The sequence below is a fragment of the Aeromonas sp. FDAARGOS 1402 genome, assembly GCF_019046925.1.
GTDB lineage: Bacteria > Pseudomonadota > Gammaproteobacteria > Enterobacterales > Aeromonadaceae > Aeromonas > Aeromonas caviae.
Window position 1 is genome coordinate 2,346,420 of the sequence record NZ_CP077201.1, and the last position, 17,883, is coordinate 2,364,302.

Genomic DNA, 17,883 nt, shown 5'->3' on the forward strand with positions numbered 1-17,883 from the left:
GTCATTTTCAGCCCTCACACCGTCTGGGGCACCTGGCGGTTGACCTGGCCGGCAAACAGCTGGTGGAAGCGGGAGTGGGGGTTGGCCAGCAGGCTCACCGGCGAACCCTGCTCCACCACGGTGCCGGCCTCCATCACCACCACCTTGTCCACCGACAAGAGCGGCTCCAGATGGTGGGCGATCACCAGATAGCTGGCCTCCGGCCGGTAGCGGTAGAGCAGCTCGGCCATCTTGCGCATGCCGCCGTGATCGAGGTCCGAGGTGGCTTCATCCAACACGATGAGCGGTCGGCGCGACAGCAGGATGCGGGCGATCACCAACAACTGGGTCTCGCCGGCGGAGAGTTGCAGCCTGTCGAGATCCTCATCCAGCCGCCCGGCGCAGCGCTCGGCGAGGCCCACCCGGGCCAGCGCCTGCTCAAGCACGGCGTCGTCATGCTCGGTCAGGGGCGTCAGATTGGCCCGCAAGGAGCCAAAGAAGGTGAGTGGGATCTGGGAGACGGTGTCGTAGAGATCGCGCACCGCCTCCGGTGCAAGTCGTGACAGTGGCTGATTGCCGTAGAAGATCTCTCCCTGGGAGGCGGGATACATGGCCTGCAATACCCCCAGCAGGGAGCTTTTGCCTGCCCCGGTACGCCCGCACACACCCACCTTTTCACTTGGGGCCAGCTCGAAGTTCACCTTGTGCAGCGCCCACTGGCTGGTTTGGGGGTAGCGCAGCCCCAGGTTGTCGAAGCGCACTGCGGGGTGAGGGGTGGCGAGGGCCTCTCCATCCTGGCGTTCGCTCTCTATCTCGCTGTATTCCCGTACCCTCTCCACCGCGTTCATCACCTGCTCCACTTCCGCGAAGGTACGGATCAGGGAGTTGAGCATGGCCGAGGCGGTGAAGGCGTAGGTGATGGCCACGGCCCCCAGCAGCGGGCTGTTGCCAAAGGCCACCATCAGCGCCACGGCCCCCACCAGGGCGGCGGAGAGCAGGGTCTGGTGCATGCCGAGCCAGCGGTTGATGGAGGTGGTGGTGTACCAGCTGCGCAAGTTGTTGTCATAGTGATGCAGCACCTGATCCAGTGCGAAGCGTTCGGCCCCGGCCAGACGCAGTGCGGGGGCGCCGCGGATGGTCTCGCTGATGCTGATGTAGAGCGGGGAGCGCAGCACCGAGGACTGGCGCCGCAGCTTGAGTTGCACCGCCCGGTAGCGGCGCTGCAACACATAGAGCGCCCATCCCACCAGGGGGGCGATGAGCAGCAGCAGGGGAATATTGATGCCGATCACCACCACCTGCAAGGCCACGGACACCAGCATGCCGAACAGTCCCACCAGCATGGAGAGCAGCATCTCTTGCGCCTCCCCCAGATCCCGGTCGAAGCGGTTGAGGATGCGCCCCTGGGGCACCTTGTCGAAGAAGGCCATGGGGGCGCGGCTGATGCGCCCCAGCATGCCGTCAAACAGGGTCCAGGCCAGCTTGAGGCCGAGTTTGTAGTTGATGACCCGCACCGCCATGATGCAGGCGAGGGAGCCCGCCCCCAGCAGCACATAGATGCCGAGCAGGGTCTTGACGTCGCTCACCTCGGCCTTGCCGCCGAGCCAGAGATCCGAGGCGATGCGCAGCCCTTCCTGGCCCAGGGTGAGCAGCAGGACGAGCAGGATGGCACCGGGGGCGGCGAGGCGCTGCCACATGAAGCCAAACAGCCCCCAGTCCACCTTGCCCTCCACCACTTTCTCCTCGCTGAACTGCTCCGCCTCCTGAGGGGGCACCGGCGGGGCGGGCTGGGGATGCTGGACAAGATCCGCCAACTGGTGGGCATCGAGCTCCACCAGGCGCCCCTGCTCGATGCGGATCACCCGATCGCACCTGGCCAGCACATCCGGGTCGTGGCTTACCAGGAGCCGAGTTGGCCCCGGCTTGAAGGCGAGCCCCTGCTCCAGTACCTGGGCCGCGACCATGGGGTCGAGCGCAGACAAGGGGTTGTCCAGCAGCAGGATATCGGCCCGGGCGTAGAGGGCGCGAGCCAGGGCGACCCGCTGCTGCTGGCCGCCGGAGAGGCGGGTGCCGAGCTCGCCCACCAGGGTTTGATCCCCGTGGCTGAGCAGCGCGAGATCGGCCGTGAGGGCGCAGGCGCCGAGCACCCAACGATAGCGCTCGGCGTGCCAGGGCTGGCCGAACAGGATGTTGTTGCGGATGGTGTCGTTCATCAGCCAGGGGTTATGGCCCAGATGGGCAACCCGGCCGTGGCGACGGATGCTGCCGGCAAACTCGCTGTCAAAGCCGGCAACCAGATGCAGCAGGCAGCTCTTGCCCGCCCCGGTGGCCCCGGTGATCCCCACGAGCTCCCCCGGTGCGATGGCGAGGTTGGCTCCCTCGAGCACCGGTTTTTGCTGGTGCAGGGCGGTGACGTTGTCGAGCCGCAGGCTGCCCACCGGCAAGCTGGGATCGGTGAGATCCCGATGCTGCTCCGGGCTGTTCAGGAACTCGCACAGCCGGTTGAAGCCGGTGTTGAAGTTGATCAGGGTGCGGATGAGGTAGGGCAGTCGCATCATGGGAATGCGCAGCACGGTAAACAGGGCGATGGTGGTGAACACCTGGGGCAGGGTGAGGGTGTTGCCCGACGCCAGGTAGGTGGTGAAGGTGGCCAGGGTCACCAGCAGGGGAGTGCTCAGCATCAGCCCTTCGTTGATAGCATCGAGCCTGAGCACCCTGCCCAGCACTCCCAACTCCTGCTGGCGCTTGGTGTTGGCCGCCCGGGTGAAGAAGGGGCCAAGCCCGTTCTGGCGCACCAGCCGCAGCTTCTTGATGTATTCCGCCAGGATGCCGTTGCGCTCGTCCTGTTGACGCTTGAGCTGCTGCTCCTGCTGGTTCATGCGCCGTACCACCCGGGTGGAGATGAGCAGCAGCAGGGCCAGCACCGCGAAGCCCACCAGACCGGCACTGCCCACCTGCCACACCAGCAGGGCGATGGTGCCGATGAGTTGCAGCGCCATGGTGACCGGCATGGCGGGGTCAGCCAGGATCCAAGTGATGTCCCACACGTCCCGGTTGATGAGGTTCTGAACCCGGCCGCCGGCCCTGTCGTCGAAGCTCTTGCCACCCTGCTTCATCACCTTGGCGAGCAGGGATTCGGCCAGCAGACGGCGGATGGGCACGTGCATCTTGAGGGCCAGTTGCAGGGAGTGCTCCGCCAGCATGCCGGCGGCGAGCACGGAGGCGAACAGGGCCAGGGCCAGCAGCAGCTTGTGGCCGGTGGTGGCATCGGTGCCGAGCTGGGTCATGCTGTGGTTGAGCAGCCAGGGGCTGGTCAGGGTGGCGAGCATGCCGAGCAGTTGCAGCAGGGTGAGCAGGCCAATCCGTCCCTTGTAATGGCGCCAGATAAAGGCGGTCAAGGGCCAGGGGCGCACTGGCTGGCGGGCGGTGAGCGCGAGGAAGGCGTCGGCGCGGCCGTCGCGCCTGTCTTCCGGTAGCAGGGGATAGAGATCGTCGAGACTGACCTGGGGCTGGGTCAGCCCCTTGCGCAGCAGCGGGCCGGTCCAGCGATAGAAGAGGCGACTCAGCCAGCCGGCCGAGATTTCCGGATGATCCAATGGGTGTCCTTGTTGTTTTGTGTTGCTTCCATGGGCGGGGCGGCTCATGGGCCGCCCTCGAACTTGTTGTCTTGCTGCGGGCGTGCGCCCGGCGGGATCAGCGATCCCGGTTCATGCGGATGAGCCGATCCAGGATCCGCTCGCCATCGACCCGCAGGCCGTTGTGTTCGAACTCGTTGGTGATCCAGGCGCGGCTGTTGTCAAGCCCCTTCAGGGTGTCGCGGCTGTAGTCAAACTCCACGTACATGTCCTCGGCATAGACGGCGCAGGCCACCGGCACAGTGTTGCGGGCCAGCTGCGCCGGGTCGTAGAGGGGACCCCAGTCCGCTTTCTGGGCAAGCAGGTGGGCTGCCTCCTTCAGGGGAATGAGCTCGCGGAACTGCTCGAACATCCAGGGGAAGATCATCTCGCCGGTAAAGGCGAAATCTTTGCCTGGCGCCCAGGCCAGGGCAGGGAACTCCCTTCTCACCCGCTCGGCCGCCCAGTTGCTGGCACTCCCTTCGCAATAGATGAGCTCGTGCAGGATGGCGAACACCGGGTTGGTGTTGAACGGCTGCATGGCCTGCACCTGATAGAGGAAGGCGGGGTTGAGGCGTTCGCCGATGAAGGCGTCTTCCAGCAGGTAGTAAAGTGCCTCGAAGGCGCCGCTGGCCCCCAGATCCAGCCCCTGCTGCTGCAACTGCTCCACCGTCAGGCGCTGGCCGTTGGGCAGGCGTACGTCGTAGTGGTGCAGGTGGTTGGCCAGCCGGTTGGCCAGGGCCTGGGCATGGGGGAAGCGGGTGAAGAAGGCGCGGTTCTTGTCCGCCACCCGCTGGTAGGTGGCGCGGTAGACCTCATCCGCGCTGCGCCCGATGGGTGCCACGCCGCCGGTGAGGTAGACCTCGTGCAGGCTCCGCGGGAACAACGAGAGGTAGGTGAGGCTGCAAAAGCCGCCGAAACTCTGGCCGAGCAGGCTCCAGGGGCGCCCCGGGCTCAGCACCTCGCGAATGCATTCGGCGTCGCGCACTATGCTGTCGGCGCGAAAATGGCCGAGGTAGTCCGCCTGCTCACCTGGGGTCATCCCCGCCAGGGCGTCAGCACTGATGGGGGTGGAGTGGCCGGTGCCGCGCTGATCGAGCAGCAGCACCCGAAACTCCTGCAGGGCCCGCTTGATCCAGCCGCCATCGGCGGTCGGGCGAGGAGCGCCAAAGCCCGGGCCCCCTTGCAAATAGAGCAGCCAGGGCAGGTCATCATCCAGCTTGTCCTTGCGGCAGAGGGTGCGGCCAAACAGGGTGAGGGTCGCCTCCTCGTCGGGATGCTGGTGGTCGAGGGGCACGGTAAAAAAGTGTGGCTCGCAATGGATGCCATCCAGCACATAGTGCAAGGGGCTGCTCATCTGGGGTCTCCCTGAGGGTAGGAAAATCGTCGGCCTCATCATAGCCCTGGCGCAGGAGCGGGTCACGCCGGTTTTCCAGATTGTTAACAGAGATGGAGTCTGAGGTCGGTGCCGTACAAGGTGTGGTTTCGCCGCAGTTGACGGCGGGCTGCAACTGGACAAAGATGAGCCGCCTGCCGGGACGAGCAGGGATAGGTCAGCACCCCGGGTGCAGGAAACTGGATGGAGTTGGCTCGATGAAGCCGAGATGGATACGTGTTCGCAAGAGACGCACACAGAGGGATCCGGAGGGGGTGCTGCAGGCGGGTTTGCTGGTGTTCAGCGCCACCTGTGGTGCCACTCTGTTGCTGGCGGCCTGCAACGGCGGTTAGCTGAGTGAAACAGACCCGCTTGTCATGAGCGGGTTTTTTCATGCCAGAGCAGAAGGTCAGGACCTGCCTGTAGCCCTTTGCTGGCGCGGGTTTGCTGTATGCAGAGCACGGCTGCTATGGTCAATTTACGACCGGATCCACAGAGGGAGGCGATCATGAACAGTCGTGAAAAAGTCCTGGCTCATTTGGCCACAGATCACCGGGTTGCAGGATTGACCGCTGGCGAGGCACTGGCTGGCATGAGCCACTCGATGAGTTCGCTCCTGCTGCAACAGGATCAGCACTTCTTCCGCCGCCATGCGGACGACCCCTGCCACGAAGTCGCCCGGGCCTGCTCGGCCGGACACGTATGGCATGGGGACGAAAACCACTACTAGCCCCGGCATGTGAGTAAATGACAGATGCAAAAAGGCCCGCTCATCTGAGCGGGCCTTTCGAATTTGGCTCCTCCTACTGGACTTGAACCAGTGACATACGGATTAACAGTCCGCCGTTCTACCGACTGAACTAAGGAGGAATAGTTGGTGCCCAGAGACGGAATCGAACCGCCGACACGGGGATTTTCAATCCCCTGCTCTACCGACTGAGCTATCTGGGCAATGGCGCGCATTAAACCCTTTCTGGACTGAGGTGTCAACCACAGGCCGCAGATTGATGTACCGTTCGCTCGATATCCGAGCAATCTTCCCGTGATTGGACCGGTTTCCCCGTTTTAACCATGAAAAGAGGGGCGCCTGCGGGGCAGGGTGGGCCGACGGCCAGCAGAACATCATGAAGGGGGGCGAGCTGCCTGACGTGCCGAGGGCTGCCCGCTGGCGCCAAGCCGGGAGAGGCGCCAGTTATCTTGGCCCATCGATTGAGCCTGCCGCGCTCTGCGGGTATGCTTTGCCGCACTCATCCCCTGGCCATGGTCCGGGCCGACGCGGCTGGCAGGGGTGACATCCATTCAACACCGCCTGGGGTTTATATGAATACCAATATGCAAGAGTGGCGCGAAGAGACCGCCGCCATCGTCAACGAGCTGCTGGCCGATGGCAGCAACCCGGATCTGGATTACGAGATTGAGCACCACTTTGCCTGCCAGAAGTTCGATCTGCTGGAGAAGGCGGCGGTCGATCTGTTCAAGGCCGGTTTCGAAGTGACCGACGCCGAGGAGATGGAGCTGGACGACGGCGCCACCATCTTCTGTTTCGACGCCATGGTGGAGTGCAAGCTGGACATCGACACCATCGTCGCCGACATCGAGAAGATGCTGCCCATCCTCGAGAAATACGGGGTGGACTACGACGGCTGGGGCACCTACTTCCAGGAGTAAGTGCGTCAGATCACGTACGCTTTGCAAAAACAACAAGGCCACCCTCGGGTGGCCTTGTTGTTGCTGGCTTACTGCTCCGGCAGCTGGTAGCTGCGGGCAAAGTCGGCCGGTGGGAGGGGGCGGCTGAACAGATAGCCTTGCAGCCGATCGCAACCGACCTGCACCAGCCAGGCCTGCTGCTCCGGTGTCTCCACCCCTTCGGCGGTGATCTTGATGCCAAGTTCATGGCCCAACCCGATGACGGAACGCACGATGGCGGTGGTGGCCTGGTTGGTGGCCAGCCCCTGGGTGAAGCTCTTGTCGAGCTTGAGGGTCGCCACTTGCAGCCTGGGAAGGTAGGCGAGGGAGCAGTAGCCGGTGCCGAAGTCGTCGATGGCGAGCTGGAAGCCCGCCTCGATGAGGCTGGCCAGGTTGCTCTCTATCTCGTCGGCATTCTCCATCAGCACCCCTTCGGTGATCTCCAGCTCCAGTTGCCAGGGGGCGAGCCCGTGGCGCGCGATGCAGTCGAAGATCTGCGGGCAGAGCTCGGGATCGCGGAACTGCAGGGGCGAGAGGTTGATGGAGAGCACCAGATCCGGGGCCGCCACCTGCCAGCGGGCAAGCTGGGCACAGCCGAGCTCCAGCATCAGCTGGCCGAGCTGGCCGATGAGCCCCAGCTCCTCCGCCAGCGGGATGAACTCGTCGGGGGAGATCATGCCGAATTCGGGATGGGGCCAGCGGCAGAGCAGCTCAGCCCCGTGTAGCCGGTTGCTGTGGGTACAGATGATGGGCTGGTAGACGGCGGTCAGCTCGGCGGACTTGATGGCGAGTGGCAACTGGGCGGCGATGAGCTGGCGGCGTTTGAGCTTGGCATCGAGTGCGGGGTCGAACAGGGTACAGTGCTGCTGCTGGCGCTTGCCCTGGGCCAGGGCGGCCTCGGCGTGGCTCAGCAGACGCTCGGCATCCTTGGCCTTGCCATGGGCGATGCCGAGGAACACCGGGATCTGGATCCTGTGCTCCTCGACCTGATAGGGCGTCATCAGCTCCTGCTGCAGGTTGCGGCTCCACGTATCCAGAGAGAGGGGGAGCTCGGGCAGCAGCAGGGCGAAGTCATCCGCCGCGACCCGGCAGAGCAGGGACTGGGGCGGCGCCAGTCGTTGCAGGCGACGGGCCACCTGGCTCAGCAGGCGGTCGGCGACCCGGATGCCGAAGCGATCGTTGATCTCGCGAAAATGTTGCAGATCCACCAGCAGCAGGCTGGCTTTGCGGGCGCCCAGATGACGGCTGGTCTGGAGGAAGTGGGAGAGCTTGAGCAGGCCGGTCAGGCTGTCGTAGTGCTGCTCCTGCTGCAACTGGGCCTGGGTGGTGCGCAGCCCGGTGATGTCGCGGCTAAGGGTAAGGATGCCGAGGGAGTTGCCCTCGTCATCCGGCACCTCGACCCGGGTGACCTCCAGATGGCGGCCTCTGCCCTGAGCATCCACCACGCAATACTCCCCCTGACCCAGGGTTTGTTCGACGGGCAGCCGGGGCGGGACGCGCCGACCCAGAGCCTCGCTTGCCACCAGCCCCATGAAGTCGAGAAAGGCCTGGTTGCAGTCGATGAGCACGCCCTGGTGATCCTCGAGACGGATGAGGTCGGGAATGGCATCCAGCAGGCGGCGTTGCAGCAACTGCTGCTGGCGGAAGGTTTGCTCCAGCTCCTTGCGCTGATCGATGGCGCTGACCATGGCAAACAGGGCGATGGGATCGCCGTGCTCGTCATACAGGGGAACCTTGTTGATCTCCATCCAGCTGGCGCCTTCGCCGCTGTGGCAATGGAGCTGCTGGTGCAGCAGGGGTTTGCCGTCGGCCAGCAGGCGGTCATCTTCCTCCCGGAATACATCCCCCCAGGGCATTTCGGCATCGCTCTTGCCAATGAGTTCGCTCGGGTCTTGCAGGCCGGCTTCCCTGGCGAATGCCTTGTTGGCAAACAGGTACCGTCCGTGCTTGTCCCGGCAGAAGATATTCATGGGTAACTGGTCGATGATCTGCTGCAGCAGCGCCAGGGAGAGCGAAGAAGTCACGAGAGCACTCACGGGGGAGACTTCGAGCAAATCTATGATAACAGGTGGGTTTTGTAAAGCCTGGGTTAAGAGTACGCCATTTGTGCGGATCCCTGCTGACAGCCTGTGTCGCGATCGCCATAATAGCCGCCGGTTGGCCTATGGCCTTATGGATGAGAGAAGCAGCATGAAGAAGATAATGGGGGGCGCCCTGGCCCTGTTGATGGTGGGTTGTGCGAGCGACAACAACGGCGGCGAGCAGTATCGCTATACCCCGCCGGTTGCCAAGGCAACCAACAACACCCAGGAGATGGCTATCCCGGTGGATCTGGTGTGGGCCCGTGCCGAGAAGTGGTTCGGCGATCACGGTCTGAACATCGAGAACAGCCAGCGTGGTGCCGGTCTGATGACCGCCAACGTGGAAAACTCGGCCGATGGTCTGGAGTGGCTGGATTGCGGCACCATGGGGTCCAAGGTGGCGCTGGGCAACCCCAACCTGCAGATCAACCTGATCATCACCCAGAGCGGCAACAACAGCGTTGCCACCGTGAACGTCAAGGGCAATACCCAGCTCTACTTCGTCGAGTCCTCCGGCGAGCGGGTACTGGCTCCCTCCATCACCCCGGTGTGCGTCTCCCGCGGCAGCCTGGAACAGAGCCTGTTCTCCACCCTCGGCAACTGATCCTGCCGGGTATCATGAAAAACCCCGTTGCATGCAACGGGGTTTTTTTATGCCTGCTCTGCGCCCATCAGGGCGTGAGGGGAGGGATGACGAGGATCAGGGGGTCAGATCGCCGTGATAGAGCACATGGTCGCCGGCTTTGAGCACATAGCCCTTCCAGGGGAAGAGCTGATAGCCGCCGCCCTGCCAGGACCAGTTGCCCTCTTCGCCCTGGCGGATCAGCCGGATCGGCTCGCCCTCTGGCAGGGTCAGCTCGGCCTGACTCTGATCGGCATTGAACAGCACGAAAGCGCTGACGGTCTGACCGGCATCGGTCGGATTGAGGCGAATGCCCTGCTCGAACAGCCGCACGCACTGGCCTGCCAGCGCCGACCACTGATAGCCCGCGCTGCCGATGCAGCCATGTTCGTCGCGATCCGCGCCGACCAGGGGCTCCCTCGGTGTCGTGTTGCAGGCGGCCAGCAGCAGGGTGGCCGCCATCAGGGTCAGGGTGCGCATGGTTACTCCTTGGCGTCCCGTTCGATGACGATGCTGGAGAAGCCCAGCTCCTTGAAGTAGTTCTCCCGGTAATCCTTCACGCTCTTCTTGTCGCGGCGGCACACCTGGGCCAGCTGCTCTTCCATGGCGTGGAAGCGGGTCAGATCGATCCCCTCGGCGGCGGCAACGGCATCATAGATGCTGTTGAACTTGTCGTTGGCGTAGCCAATCTCCCTGGCCTGCTTCTTGTAGGTGTAGGTAATCTTGAACGCCATGGCGTCACTCCTTCTCTTTGGCCTGCTTGCGCTGGACGTACAGATAGAGGCTTTCGACCTTCTCTCTGGCCCAGGGGGTCTTGCGCAAGAACTTCAGGCTGGACTTGATGCTGGGATTATCGGTGAAGCAGCGGATATTGATCTGCTGCCCCAGCGCTTCCCAGCCATAGTGCGCGACCAGGGCGGTGACGATGGCCTCCAGGGTCAGCCCGTGCAGCGGGTTGTTCTTCTGGGAAGCGGGTTGATCGCTCATACCTGCGCCGCCAGGGTGGCAAAGGGCTGACCCATGCGGGTGGTGACCCCGTTGGCCAGGTGCGGCTCGAAACCGGCCAGCATGCCCGGGCCAAACAGGCAGACGACTGTGCTGCCCAGCTTGAACAGGCCCATCTCGGCCCCCTTTTGCAGGGTGATGGCTTCATCGCCGGTGTAGTCCCAGCGCACCACCTTCTTCTCTTTGGTCGGCGCTATGTTGCCGGCCCAGATGGTTTCGATGCTCGCGACGATAGTGGCACCGACCAGCACCAGGGCCATGGGGCCGTGGGGGGTACGGAAGGTAGCCACCACCCGCTCGTTGCGGGCAAACAGGTTGGGCACGTTCTCGGCGGTGAGGGGGTTGACGGAGAAGAGATCCCCCGGCACGAACACCATGCTCTCCAGCACGCCGTCCAGCGGCATGTGGATGCGGTGGTAATCCTTGGGTGCCAGATAGATGGTAGCGAAGTCGCCATCCTTGAACGGGGCCACCAGATCCTCATAGCCCCCCAGCAGCTCGCGGGCGCTGTAGTCGTGGCCCTTGGCCTGAATGATGCGACCTTGGCTGATGGGCCCGAGCTGGCTGACGGTGCCATCCACCGGCAGGACCAGGGTCATGGCGTCTTCCACCACGGGGCGGATGCCGGGTTTGAGCTCGCGGGTGAAGAATTCGTTGAAGCTCTTGTAGTGGGCCGGACTCTCGTGCAGCGCCTCGCTCATGTCGACCTGGTACTGCTTGATAAAGGCCTCGATCACCCTGGTGGTGAGGTTGCCCGCTTCGGCGGCGGCAAGTTTGCCCACCAGGCGGGAGAGGGCGTGTTTGGGCAGGCAGTATTGACCGGCAATTTTCAGGTTGTCAGTGATGCTCATGATCTTCATCTGGGAATGAGTTGAACGGGTCACAGCCGCGCCTGTTGGCGACCGTGGCGGGCTTCCTGCATGGTTTCCAGGATGCGGTGGTAGTTGTGGAAACGATCGGCGCTGATGGCGCCCGCTTCGACCGCGGCGCGCAGGGCGCAGCCGGGATCATCCTTGTGGGTGCAGTCGCGGAACTTGCAGCCACCCAGGTAGTCGCGAAACTCGACGAAGCACCAGGTGATGCGGTCGGCTTCCAGGTGCCAGAGGGCGAACTCGCGGATCCCGGGGGAGTCGATGAGATCGCCGCCGCTCGGGAAGTGGTAGAGCCGCGCCGTGGTGGTGGTGTGCTGGCCGAGCCCCGAGTTCTCGGAGATCTCGCCGGTGAGCACGTCCAGCCCCGGCATCAGGGCGTTGGTGAGGGACGACTTGCCCACCCCGGACTGGCCCACGAAGATGCTGATCTTGTCGGTGAGCGCCGCCTTGAGGGCGTCGATGCCCTCACCGCTCTCGCAGCTCACCAGCAGCACCTCGTAACCGAGCTTGCGGTAGGTCTCGAGCTGGTGCTCGATACGGGCGCGGGCCGCGTCATCGAGCATGTCGACCTTGTTCAGCACGATGAGGGGCGCTATCTCCACATCTTCTGCCGCCACCAGGTAGCGGTCGACGATGTTGGTGGAGAACTCGGGCATCACCGCCGAGACGATGATGATCTGGTCGATGTTGGCGGCGATGGGTTTGACCCCGTCGTAGAAGTCCGGCCGGGTCAGCACCGAGTGGCGCGGGTGCACCGCCTCGATGACGCCGGCAGTCGCGGCATTGAGGCCGGGGCGCCACACCACCTTGTCGCCACACACCAGGCTGCTGATGCTGCTGCGCCGCAGGTTGCTGCGGTGGATGGCACCATCGCTTGCCTCGACGTCCGCGTGCTGGCCGAAACGGCTGATCACCACCCCTTCGATGGCGGGGCCGAACAGGGTGTCATCTACCACTGTGGTGTGCTCTTTTTGCAGCCGCCGCTCGCGGTTGGCCTGGACGCGCCTTTGTTGACCCAGATTGAGTTTTGCTTTCTTTGCCACGGGGTTTGCCAGTTTATGAACAGATTCAAAGCCAGTATGATACATGCAAATTGGCAAAATTCCGCCATTCCTCCCAATAGAGAGAGCAATCATGACAGTCAGCGCGCAGAACCTGGTATGGATCGACATGGAGATGACGGGTCTGGACCCCGAAGAGAACGTGGTACTGGAGATCGCCACCATCGTCACCGACAAGGACCTGAACGTGCTGGCCGAAGGGCCGGTCATCGCCATCCACCAGAGCGAGGAAGAGCTCGGCAAGATGGACGACTGGAACGTCAACACCCACACCAAGAGCGGGCTGGTGGCCCGGGTCAAGGCGAGTGAATACGACGAGGCCAAGGCCGTTGCCGAGACCCTCGCCTTCATTCGCCAGTGGGTGCCGGAGCGTACCAGCCCCCTGTGCGGCAACAGCATTGGCCAGGATCGCCGCTTCATGGTCAAGCACATGAGCGATCTGGAAGCCTTCTTCCATTACCGCAACGTGGACGTCAGCACCATCAAGGAGCTGGTCCGTCGCTGGCAGCCTGAACTGCTGGATCAATTCAAGAAGAGCGGCTCTCACCAGGCGCTGGACGACATCCGCGAATCCATCGCCGAACTGCAGTTCTACCGCGCCCACGTCTTCAAAATCTGAGTGGCTGGCAAGGGTTTGCCGTCGTTCGGTTGCTAAAATCAGCAGTTCGGCCAGCTTTTGAGCGAACGGCTGCAACCAGACAAAAAAGCCCTTGCAATTGGAATGTCTGCTCTTATAATTCGGCTCCCGTACAGTAGCGCAAGCAACCAAATGCTGTACGGTCTGTTTTCAGGTTTTGCGGGAATAGCTCAGTTGGTAGAGCACGACCTTGCCAAGGTCGGGGTCGCGAGTTCGAGTCTCGTTTCCCGCTCCAAAATGTTTGCTGATGACGTTCCGATGCGGGAATAGCTCAGTTGGTAGAGCACGACCTTGCCAAGGTCGGGGTCGCGAGTTCGAGTCTCGTTTCCCGCTCCAATCATCAGCACAGCCTCAAGACAATCCATGTTGCGGGAATAGCTCAGTTGGTAGAGCACGACCTTGCCAAGGTCGGGGTCGCGAGTTCGAGTCTCGTTTCCCGCTCCAATATGCAGTGCCGGAGTCACCGCGTTGGTAGAGCATGTTGAGTGCTTGCCAAGGTCGGGGTAGCGAGCGCGATTCTCGTTGCTGGCTCCAAAAATATGTAAGTGATATTCCGATGCGGGAATAGCTCAGTTGGTAGAGCACGACCTTGCCAAGGTCGGGGTCGCGAGTTCGAGTCTCGTTTCCCGCTCCAATCACTTGCAGATGACATTCTGTTGCGGGAATAGCTCAGTTGGTAGAGCACGACCTTGCCAAGGTCGGGGTCGCGAGTTCGAGTCTCGTTTCCCGCTCCAAGCAGTGTCCAGTAGATATGTGTAAGTGATATTCCGTTGCGGGAATAGCTCAGTTGGTAGAGCACGACCTTGCCAAGGTCGGGGTCGCGAGTTCGAGTCTCGTTTCCCGCTCCAATCACTTGCAGATGACATCCTGTTGCGGGAATAGCTCAGTTGGTAGAGCACGACCTTGCCAAGGTCGGGGTCGCGAGTTCGAGTCTCGTTTCCCGCTCCAATCTCTCTTCGAACCCTTCGAATTCAATCTCTCCCCCAAGTACACGAATCCAGTTTCTCAGTACCATCACTGCCGCGTCCTGTTGGTAGAGCATGATCCGCGCTTGCCAAGGCTGGGGTCGCGAGTTCGAGTCTCGTTTCCCGCTCCAATCTCTCTTCGACGTTCTCATAATCCCTTTGAATTGCCCATCACATCGCGCTGCGATGATTTGTCGTATCCGGCGTTTGCCTGATTTCTCTCTTCCCCGCACATCCCAAGTCATAAGACCAAGATGTGTTGCTTGCTAATAGCCTCCCGGAGATCGGGCACAACCCTTTGCGGTCGGCTAACAGGCTTGGCAGGGCCTGAATGACAGACAGTGGCTCGGTGTAAGTTAAAACCGGGGCATTTAACCAAAACTCATCATTTTGATTTATAGCGGCTGTGGCGGCCATAAACGGCTTGCAGGTGGGGATGGCAAGCCCGGCAAGAGCTCTGCCGATCGGGGAGGGGAAATCGCGGGCAAAAAAATAGGAGGGGCGATGGCTCCTCCTACGGGTTCACTGGCGCTGGCTCAGATAACGGTGACGTTCTCGGCCTGAGGGCCTTTTTTGCCCTGGGTCACAGTGAACTGGACTTTTTGACCTTCAGCCAGGGTCTTGAAACCTGCGCTCTGGATGGAGGAGAAGTGAACGAAAACGTCCGGTCCCTGGGATTGCTCGATGAAGCCAAAACCCTTGGTTTCGTTGAACCATTTTACTTGGCCGGTGCGAATGTCAGACATGTGGTAAGTCCTATCTATAACAAAATGAAACTAAGCCTGGTTGGGCAGCATTTGCCTGGAAGTCAGGGGTTGAAGCATGACTGACCACGTCTCTTTGTCCCAGTAGCATGTAGCACAATCCCTGTCTAAAGCCTGACCGATTGTACTGGAGCCCGATCCCTTGTCAATTTGGCACTTTTCATTTTTTGAGCGAGCTAAAAGTATTGTGAAGTCAGCAGCTTGTTTCATGCTTCACATCAAAAAAAACGGGAGGCCATGGCCTCCCGTCTGCATAAGGGGGTGTGGTCGAGCCCCCTTATTCCTTGAGGGCGAACCCTTCCCCCTGGCGGTCGTAGCGGTAGCTGACCTGACCGAGAGAGCGGACCTCGACCCGCTGGATGCGGCGGCTGGTGTCCACCAGGATGAACACCGACTTGCCCGACTGCAGCCGGGTCAGCGGCCTGTCCGGCCCTTCGATGGCGATGAGCCGGCTGAGCTCGGCCCCCGGCAACTCGAACTTGCGGAAGATGGAGTAGAGGGTTTCACCGGCCTGCACGTCGTGCTGCAACCAGGTGCCATCCACTTTTTCCTCGACGGGCTTGGCGGCCTGGGGCTCACCGGCGTTGCCGACGGTCAGGGCCTGGGCCGGCACGGCCAGGGGGACCGCCAGAGAGCCTGACGGCGCCGTGGTGGGGGCGGCGGGGGCGGGCTCCCAGGCCAGCACCAGCAGCCAGAGCGGGATCAGCACCAGCAACCCTATGGTGTGTTTGCGGGGCAGGGGGCTTGCCAGCTTGAACGAGGCCGCCTTCGGTTCCTTGTTGCGCTGACCCAGGCCACTCATGCCCTGGCCGAGACGCTGGCGCAGGGGCAGGGTAGCCGCGTTGATACGTTGGAGCAGGGTTCCTTGTGATTCGTCTTGGCGACGCTGCTGGGCTCGTCTGTTATGGCCACGTGGGCGACGGTCCGGGGTGGGCACGGCATTTACCTCTCACTACATTGCCTGCCATCAGGCAAATATGCCGCCTATGGTAAACGGACTCGTCCCCGAGGGGGAGAGTCCGGAGCATGAAAATTATCAGCTGAGACGAAACTGACCCAACAATTGCTGCAAACGTTCCGCCGCCTGACGCAAGGCCTGACTGGCGTTGGCCGTGCTGGTGGCGTCCCTGGCGATGTCGTTGGCCAGTGCGCTGGTTTTTGACAGATTGCCGGAGACGGTCTCGGAAACCGAGCTCTGCTCCTCGGCGGCGGAGGCGATCTGGTAGGTCATGTCGTTGATGGTGGCGATGGCCTGGAAGATGCTGCCGAGGGCCGCCTCCGCCTGATCCGCTTCCCCCACCGCCTGATGGGTCAGCTGCTGGCTCTGCTGGATGGCGTTGACCGCGTTGGTGGAGCTGTGGCGGATCTTGTCGATCAGCTCCTGGGTATTCTGCACCGCCTGCTGGGTGTTGCCCGCCAGCTTGCGCACCTCGTCGGCCACCACCGCAAAACCGCGCCCCTGCTCGCCGGCCCGGGCCGCCTCGATGGCGGCGTTGAGCGCCAGCAGGTTGGTCTGATCGGCGATCCCCTGGATGACAGTGAGGATGCTGGTGATCTGCTCGCTGTCGTGAGCCAGCCCTTCCACCACCTCGGCTCCCTTGCCCGCCTCGGCGGCCACCTTGTGCATGGAGTGGATCACCCGCTGGAAGCGTACCTTGCCCTCGTCCGCCGCGCTCTGGGCCTGCTTGGCGGAGTCGGCGGTGTTGTTGGCGTGGGTGGCCACCTCCTGGCTGACATAGGACATCTCCTGTACCGCGGTCAGCATCTGCTCCATCTCGGCCTGATGATGCTGCAGGTTGCTGTCGGTCTGGCCGGCGATGCGATCGGTATCCCCGGCGTGGCGATGGACCTCGCTCGCGGTCTTCTGCACATCCCCGAGCAGGGCCTGCAGCTTGTCGATGAAGCGATTGATGCCCCGGGCCAGGGCCCCTAGCTCGTCCCGGGAGCGGCTCTCCAGGCGCTTGGTGAGATCTCCGTCGCCGTCGGCGATGTCATCCACCAGGCTGACCATCTGGCGGATGGGGCCCGTGATGCTGCGGGCAATGACCAGCATGGTGCCAAGGGCCAGCGCCAGTACGATGAGGGCACCGATGAGCTGCTGGGTCATGGCGGCGCGGTTCATGTCGGTGAGCTGGCGTGCCAGCTCGTCCGCTCCCGCCAGTACCACCTTGTAGGGCAGGGTGACGATGATGGCCCAGTTGCGGGCCATGCCGGGCACCGCGATGGGCACCGAGATACGGAACGCGTCGGTGAGCTCCTGGCGCTGCACGTCCGGTTTGAGGTACTGCTGCCAGCCGTTGCCGAGCACCTTGTCGGCGCGGCTGCCGAGCAGGCTGGCGTCGCCGCTGGTACCGGTGATGACGCCGGCGGCGCTGACGATCAGGGTTTCCCCCTTGCCGTCATAGATGTTGCTGTTGAGGGACTGGGCCTGGCGGCTGATGGAGTCCACCGCCAGATCCAGCGCGGCGATGCCCTTGAACCGGCCATCCACCAGGATGGGGGTGGTGATGGTGCTCACCAGCACCAGCTGGCCGTTGATGTCCACCTTGAAGGGATCGATGAGGCAGGGGCGCCCCTCCCGTTTCGGGCAGGCGTAGTAGTCGTTGGCCGGGTTGCCGAACTCGTCCGGATCGCTCTTTTCGATGGAGAGCAGCAGATCGCTGCCGATCTGATCCTTGTCGCGATAGAAATAGGGAACGAAGCGCCCCTTGTCGTCGCTGCCAAGGGCTGCCTGTCCCGCGAAGCTTTCGTCCTGGCCGTCGAAGCCGTTGGGCTCGAAGCCCGCGAAGGCGCCATAGAGCTGAGGCTCCAGGGCAAGCTGGGCCTTGAGCAGATCGGTGGCTTGCTGGCGATCGAGCGGCAGCTTGCCCTCCTGCTGGCGGGCGAAGACGCTGGCCATCTGCTGGGTGTAGGAGAGCCCCTTTTGCAGCAGCTGGGTGATGGTGGCGGCCTCGGCACGGGCGTTGGCGCTCACCTTCTGCCACGCCTCCTGTTGCAGGGCGGCTCGACTGGAGTCGATGGTGAGCTGCTGGGTCTGCCGGCCTGAATACTGGTTGAGCAGGATCAGGATGACCAGGGCCGTAGTCATGGCGACACCGGCCAGTACCAGGATACGATTCTGGATAGAACGAAACTGCATCGTGCGTTCCTTGTATCGTTGAGGGTTCGTTGACGGGGTGACTGAAGTATCGGCTGTGCGGGAGATCTCTCCAGCAACCTCGC

Annotated in this window: 16 protein-coding genes and 9 tRNA genes; 12 read left to right on the forward strand and 13 right to left on the reverse strand. The window is 62.7% G+C overall.

Annotated elements, in window-relative coordinates:
• Positions 1-14: 14 nt before the first annotated feature.
• Together I6L32_RS11225 and I6L32_RS11230 are read right to left on the reverse strand one after the other, a co-directional pair.
• Entirely contained in the window at positions 15-3,575 is a 3,561-nt protein-coding gene (locus I6L32_RS11225; protein WP_216943898.1) for an ATP-binding cassette domain-containing protein, read from the reverse strand.
• A gap of 97 nt (positions 3,576-3,672) precedes the next feature.
• Positions 3,673-4,950, reverse strand: coding sequence for an alpha/beta fold hydrolase (locus I6L32_RS11230; protein ID WP_216943899.1), 1,278 nt, complete (start codon positions 4,948-4,950; stop codon positions 3,673-3,675).
• Between the two features lie 236 nt (positions 4,951-5,186).
• On the opposite strand from I6L32_RS11230, the gene I6L32_RS23525 reads away from it, so the two are divergent.
• Complete coding sequence (locus I6L32_RS23525) at positions 5,187-5,321, forward strand: hypothetical protein (RefSeq protein ID WP_081000980.1); 135 nt, start codon at positions 5,187-5,189, stop codon at positions 5,319-5,321.
• Between the two features lie 155 nt (positions 5,322-5,476).
• On the forward strand, positions 5,477-5,698 hold the full coding sequence (locus I6L32_RS11235) for a hypothetical protein (RefSeq protein ID WP_010675494.1): 222 nt from the start codon (positions 5,477-5,479) through the stop codon (positions 5,696-5,698).
• A gap of 64 nt (positions 5,699-5,762) precedes the next feature.
• Here the strand turns inward: I6L32_RS11235 and I6L32_RS11240 are convergent.
• Positions 5,763-5,838, reverse strand: a tRNA-Asn gene (locus tag I6L32_RS11240).
• Positions 5,839-5,843: 5 nt separating this feature from the next.
• Positions 5,844-5,919, reverse strand: a tRNA-Phe gene (locus I6L32_RS11245).
• 381 nt (positions 5,920-6,300) lie between these two features.
• Between I6L32_RS11245 and rraB the strand changes: the two genes are divergently transcribed.
• The gene (gene rraB, locus I6L32_RS11250) at positions 6,301-6,636 is read left to right on the forward strand and encodes a ribonuclease E inhibitor RraB (RefSeq protein WP_010675493.1); all 336 of its coding nucleotides are present in this window, start codon (positions 6,301-6,303) and stop codon (positions 6,634-6,636) included.
• Positions 6,637-6,704: 68 nt separating this feature from the next.
• Here rraB and I6L32_RS11255 read toward each other — a convergent pair whose 3' ends face one another.
• Positions 6,705-8,678: an EAL domain-containing protein gene (locus tag I6L32_RS11255; protein ID WP_069652056.1), complete on the reverse strand. Its 1,974-nt coding sequence runs from the start codon at positions 8,676-8,678 to the stop codon at positions 6,705-6,707.
• 166 nt (positions 8,679-8,844) lie between these two features.
• Between I6L32_RS11255 and I6L32_RS11260 the strand changes: the two genes are divergently transcribed.
• Positions 8,845-9,339 carry a hypothetical protein gene (locus I6L32_RS11260; protein ID WP_029314787.1) on the forward strand — a complete coding sequence of 165 codons (495 nt, stop codon included), beginning with the start codon at positions 8,845-8,847 and terminating at the stop codon, positions 9,337-9,339.
• A gap of 96 nt (positions 9,340-9,435) precedes the next feature.
• Here I6L32_RS11260 and I6L32_RS11265 read toward each other — a convergent pair whose 3' ends face one another.
• Genes I6L32_RS11265 through rsgA form a run of 5 tightly spaced genes read right to left on the reverse strand, consistent with a single transcriptional unit; the run spans position 9,436 to position 12,277 of the window.
• Positions 9,436-9,837: a hypothetical protein gene (locus I6L32_RS11265; RefSeq protein WP_134997894.1), complete on the reverse strand. Its 402-nt coding sequence runs from the start codon at positions 9,835-9,837 to the stop codon at positions 9,436-9,438.
• Between the two features lie 2 nt (positions 9,838-9,839).
• Entirely contained in the window at positions 9,840-10,091 is a 252-nt protein-coding gene (locus I6L32_RS11270; RefSeq protein WP_042865041.1) for a DUF2960 domain-containing protein, read from the reverse strand.
• Positions 10,092-10,095: 4 nt separating this feature from the next.
• On the reverse strand, positions 10,096-10,344 hold the full coding sequence (locus I6L32_RS11275; protein ID WP_041212447.1) for a VF530 family DNA-binding protein: 249 nt from the start codon (positions 10,342-10,344) through the stop codon (positions 10,096-10,098).
• Positions 10,341-11,213 (reverse strand): archaetidylserine decarboxylase, encoded by an 873-nt coding sequence (asd, locus tag I6L32_RS11280; RefSeq protein ID WP_202154952.1) that lies wholly within the window; start codon positions 11,211-11,213, stop codon positions 10,341-10,343. Before asd ends, I6L32_RS11275 begins: the two co-directional genes overlap by 4 nt.
• A gap of 29 nt (positions 11,214-11,242) precedes the next feature.
• Positions 11,243-12,277 carry a small ribosomal subunit biogenesis GTPase RsgA gene (gene rsgA / locus I6L32_RS11285; protein ID WP_039040203.1) on the reverse strand — a complete coding sequence of 345 codons (1,035 nt, stop codon included), beginning with the start codon at positions 12,275-12,277 and terminating at the stop codon, positions 11,243-11,245.
• A gap of 91 nt (positions 12,278-12,368) precedes the next feature.
• On the opposite strand from rsgA, the gene orn reads away from it, so the two are divergent.
• From orn to I6L32_RS11325, 8 genes are all read left to right on the forward strand, one after another.
• Positions 12,369-12,914 carry an oligoribonuclease gene (gene orn / locus I6L32_RS11290; RefSeq protein WP_042014296.1) on the forward strand — a complete coding sequence of 182 codons (546 nt, stop codon included), beginning with the start codon at positions 12,369-12,371 and terminating at the stop codon, positions 12,912-12,914.
• Positions 12,915-13,091: 177 nt separating this feature from the next.
• Positions 13,092-13,167: transfer RNA gene (locus I6L32_RS11295), tRNA-Gly, on the forward strand.
• Positions 13,168-13,192: 25 nt separating this feature from the next.
• A tRNA-Gly gene (locus I6L32_RS11300) sits at positions 13,193-13,268 on the forward strand.
• Positions 13,269-13,300: 32 nt separating this feature from the next.
• A tRNA-Gly gene (locus I6L32_RS11305) sits at positions 13,301-13,376 on the forward strand.
• A 114-nt stretch (positions 13,377-13,490) separates the two neighbouring features.
• Positions 13,491-13,566 (forward strand) — tRNA-Gly (locus I6L32_RS11310).
• A gap of 24 nt (positions 13,567-13,590) precedes the next feature.
• A tRNA-Gly gene (locus tag I6L32_RS11315) sits at positions 13,591-13,666 on the forward strand.
• A gap of 38 nt (positions 13,667-13,704) precedes the next feature.
• Positions 13,705-13,780, forward strand: a tRNA-Gly gene (locus I6L32_RS11320).
• A gap of 24 nt (positions 13,781-13,804) precedes the next feature.
• Positions 13,805-13,880, forward strand: a tRNA-Gly gene (locus I6L32_RS11325).
• 553 nt (positions 13,881-14,433) lie between these two features.
• On the opposite strand, the gene I6L32_RS11330 is transcribed toward I6L32_RS11325, so the two are convergent.
• The 3 genes from I6L32_RS11330 to I6L32_RS11340 form a co-directional block, all read right to left on the reverse strand.
• Entirely contained in the window at positions 14,434-14,643 is a 210-nt protein-coding gene (locus I6L32_RS11330) for a cold-shock protein (RefSeq protein ID WP_005297820.1), read from the reverse strand.
• A gap of 295 nt (positions 14,644-14,938) precedes the next feature.
• Positions 14,939-15,598 (reverse strand): LysM-like peptidoglycan-binding domain-containing protein, encoded by a 660-nt coding sequence (locus I6L32_RS11335; protein WP_010675484.1) that lies wholly within the window; start codon positions 15,596-15,598, stop codon positions 14,939-14,941.
• A gap of 99 nt (positions 15,599-15,697) precedes the next feature.
• Positions 15,698-17,800 carry a methyl-accepting chemotaxis protein gene (locus tag I6L32_RS11340; protein WP_198497896.1) on the reverse strand — a complete coding sequence of 701 codons (2,103 nt, stop codon included), beginning with the start codon at positions 17,798-17,800 and terminating at the stop codon, positions 15,698-15,700.
• Between the last annotated feature and the right edge of the window lie 83 nt (positions 17,801-17,883).